The sequence below is a fragment of the Parashewanella hymeniacidonis genome (assembly GCF_016900895.1).
Taxonomy (GTDB): domain Bacteria; phylum Pseudomonadota; class Gammaproteobacteria; order Enterobacterales; family Shewanellaceae; genus Parashewanella; species Parashewanella hymeniacidonis.
This window is the reverse complement of sequence record NZ_JAFEUN010000205.1, coordinates 1-3443: the sequence shown is the minus strand read 5'-3', so window position 1 is coordinate 3443 and position 3443 is coordinate 1. Positions and strand designations below refer to the sequence as shown.

2 protein-coding genes are annotated in these 3443 nt (G+C 38.7%); both read left to right on the top strand.

The window, feature by feature from the left end; translation table 11 throughout:
• Positions 1-207 precede the first annotated feature (207 nt).
• Positions 208-693, top strand: coding sequence for a hypothetical protein (locus JQC92_RS21495; RefSeq protein WP_205001578.1), 486 nt, complete (start codon positions 208-210; stop codon positions 691-693).
• 174 nt (positions 694-867) lie between these two features.
• Positions 868-3264 (top strand): TonB-dependent receptor plug domain-containing protein, encoded by a 2397-nt coding sequence (locus JQC92_RS21490; RefSeq protein WP_205001577.1) that lies wholly within the window; start codon positions 868-870, stop codon positions 3262-3264.
• Positions 3265-3443 lie beyond the last annotated feature (179 nt).

Below are 3443 nucleotides of genomic sequence, written 5' to 3'. Positions count from 1 at the left end.
ATAAAATCAACGAAGAAGTCACTTCGTTTTTTAATCAAGTCATGCAAATGGATACTTTCACTTTACGACAAGAGGCTATTTTAGCTGGAAAGTATCCATAATTTCAGGTGAAAATGAACTCCGTAACTTGAGTTTTAATAAAGCACTTTTTATACGTGAACTCTATCGGACTATACTTATAGTTCATCAATTTCAACTGGTGCTTTCATGAAACGTGATTTCAAATATCTCCAACAAAATAGCGAGTTAACCCTTAGGCAAGGGGTTGAGGAATACACTGCAGGTTACGAACACTTAAATAAAAATGACGGTGAAAGCGAAGCCAGCCGATGGTTTTTTTGTCATGATTGTACTCATGTGATATTTGGTACCATTCCGTTTCAGCTTAGAGGAGAGTCAATCAATGATGTACTAACTCTTTGTGGTACAGATATGACGATAAAAAAATATCTTAAGTTCTTTGAATTTGTGGATTATGACGTAGTGCTTAAAAGCTATGTAAAGCGTTATAAAAGTAAATTCAAAGTCTATTTAAAGTTAGCTTCTTTAATTCCAATTTGCGTTGTAGCGATTAACCGAGGCCTAAGAATGAAAAAGAAATGGCAATGGTTTGAACCTGAGCAATATTTAGATATTCCTTTATGGAAAGTGCGCCAGGATTTTGGGATAAAAGTTATTGGTCCTTATAAGTAAAATTGTAATTTCAAAGTTTATTTCATTAACCTTAAAATGTTTTGGTTAACATTTGTTCTTTTTTTAAAACATTTTTATATAACAAAGCCCTTTTAGTACTATTTGTTATAAAGATCTCTCTGCTAATATCGCACCCCATTTTTACATATAACCAAATTTTATCTCTGGGGTCACATGCGCATTACATCTTTAGCAATGGCTATTAGCCTTGGTGTTGCTTCAATACCAAGCATTGCAACAGCCTATGAAACGTCTTCTATTGAAAAAATCACTGTTGTCGGTTCACGCATTGCTGTGCGTAGTGAAACCGATACTATTTTACCTGTAGATGTGATCAGTGGTGAACAACTGCAAGCCACAGGTCTTCTTGAAACATCTAAAGCATTACAATATGCAATACCAAGTTTTAGTTTTCCAACATCAGCGATTACTGACGGAACTGATGCCGTTCGTCCTGCAAGCTTGCGAGGCCTGTCTCCCGATCACACTTTAGTGTTAGTAAATGGCAAACGTCGACATGGTAGCGCTTTGGTTCATACAAACGGTACTGTGGGTAAAGGCTCTTCAAATGTCGATTTGAATGCAATTCCTTTAACATCAATCAAGCGTATTGAAGTTTTACGTGATGGTGCAGCAGCGCTTTACGGTTCAGATGCAATTGCTGGTGTGATCAACATTGTGTTAAAAGACAGTGCGCAAGGTGGTGAATTAGAGCTAACTACAGGTCAAACTTATGAGGGTGACGGCGAACAAGTTCGTTTTGGCTGGAACCAAGGTTTTGATTTAGGTGGGAATGGCTTTATCAACACCAGCCTTGAGATTCATGACAAAAGTTCTACTGATCGTTCAGGTGTGTATAACCGCGCTTTTTATCCTACATTACCTGATGGCAGCCAAGATCCTAGAGAAGAAACCGTAAATAAAGATGTATTTGAAATTGGCGATGCTGATTTTAGAAATTATGCTTTCATGTTGAACGGAGAATACGCACTTTCAGAAGATGCTTCTTTGTATGCTTTTGGTGGCGTAAGTGATCGTAAAACAAGTTCAGGTGCTTTCTTCCGACGCCCTGCTGATAGCCGTAATGTATTAGAAGTATACCCTGATGGTTTTCTACCAAAACTAGAGCCTGAAGTACTAGATGCTTCACTTTATGTAGGTACTAAATTTACCGCTGCTGAATGGGACTTTGATATCTCAGTTGGTCATGGCACAAATGAATTTGAATACCATGTAGCTGAAACCATTAATGCTTCATACGGTCCATCAAGCCCTAATGAATTTTATGCAGGCACATTATCGACTCGTGAAACCAACATCAGCGTTGACGCTTCAAACAGTTTCGATTTTTTCAATGATTCTGAGCTAGGTTTAGCTGTAGGTGTTAACTACCGTCGTAACGCTTATGAGATTGAAGCTGGTGAATTAGGTTCATACGACAGAGGTGATTACCAAGGTAAATCTGGTGGTAGCCAAGGTTTCACTGGTTTTACACCAGAATCTGAAGTTAATGAAAGCCGCAACAACAAGGGTGTGTACGTACAAGCTGAAAACCAATTAACCGATGATTTTAATTGGACTGCTGCATTACGTTATGAGAACTATTCTGACTTTGGTTCAAACACCAGTGCTAAGCTTTCTGCTCGTTATGATTTAACTGACTCTTTGGCATTCCGTGGCTCTATTGATTCAGGCTTCCGTGCACCAAGTGTTCAGCAACTTTATTATACGAGTATTTCTACACAGTTTAATTTAAACCCTGCTACGGGTATTCTTGAGCCGCAAGAAACGGGTACATTCAATACTGTTAGTGATATTACCCATGCACTGGGTGGTGGTGATTTAAACCCTGAGAAGTCTCGTTCAGTAACAGCGGGTATTGTGTTTAATAACCATGATGGCTTCAGCGTAACGCTAGACGCTTATCAAATTAAACTAGAAGACCGCATTGTGCTTTCTGGCACAGTTAATGATGAAACTTCTCCTGAAGTTGCTGCTATTTTAGCAAACACGGCTGCAGAAAATGCTCGTTTCTTCGTTAATGGAGTAGATACGACAACTAAAGGTTTAGAGCTTGTTGCTTCACAAAAGGTTGAGACTCAAAACTTTGGTGAATTTGATTTCAGCTTAGCTTATTCATATAAGAAAACTGAGATAGATAGCATTCATTTGCCGGGAGTGCTTAGCGGTACTGAAGATGACTTATTTGACCGTCGTGAACGCGTAAGAATGACCGAGGCGACCCCTGCAAACACAGGTAACATTGGTTTTACTCACTCTTATGGTGACTTGACGACTACGGTTAGAGCAAATTACTTTGGTTCATACACGATTGGATATTCAGCTGCAAATGTTGAGTTTGGTGGTAAATGGACTATGGATGTTGCGGCTCATTACCAACTTACTGATGATCTAAGTTTATCTGCGGGTGTTCAAAACTTATTTGATACCTACCCAGATGAGCGCCCTGAAGATAATCGCTTCTTTGGTAACTTTGTATACCCACAAGCAAATGCACCGTTTGGGTTCAATGGTGGTTACTATTATTTGACCGCTAAGTACAAATACTAAGCAAATCATAAACGTTCATTGTGTTTGAAATAAACCAGCAGTTTTGCTGGTTTATTTTTGGCTCATATCGTAATTCAAACTGCTCTGATAAACTTGCTTGAGCGTTTGCCTTTGAGATTCTTTTCAAAATGGAAATTTTCAGCATAGTTAACCTGATTAGCAACAAGAAATGCTACGAA

What these genes read in the sequence shown, in the direction of transcription:
- JQC92_RS21490 (WP_205001577.1), top strand. Translation starts at nt 868, where the DNA reads ATGCGCATTACATCTTTAGCAATGGCTATTAGCCTTGGTGTTGCTTCA.
- JQC92_RS21495 (WP_205001578.1), top strand. Translation starts at nt 208, where the DNA reads ATGAAACGTGATTTCAAATATCTCCAACAAAATAGCGAGTTAACCCTT.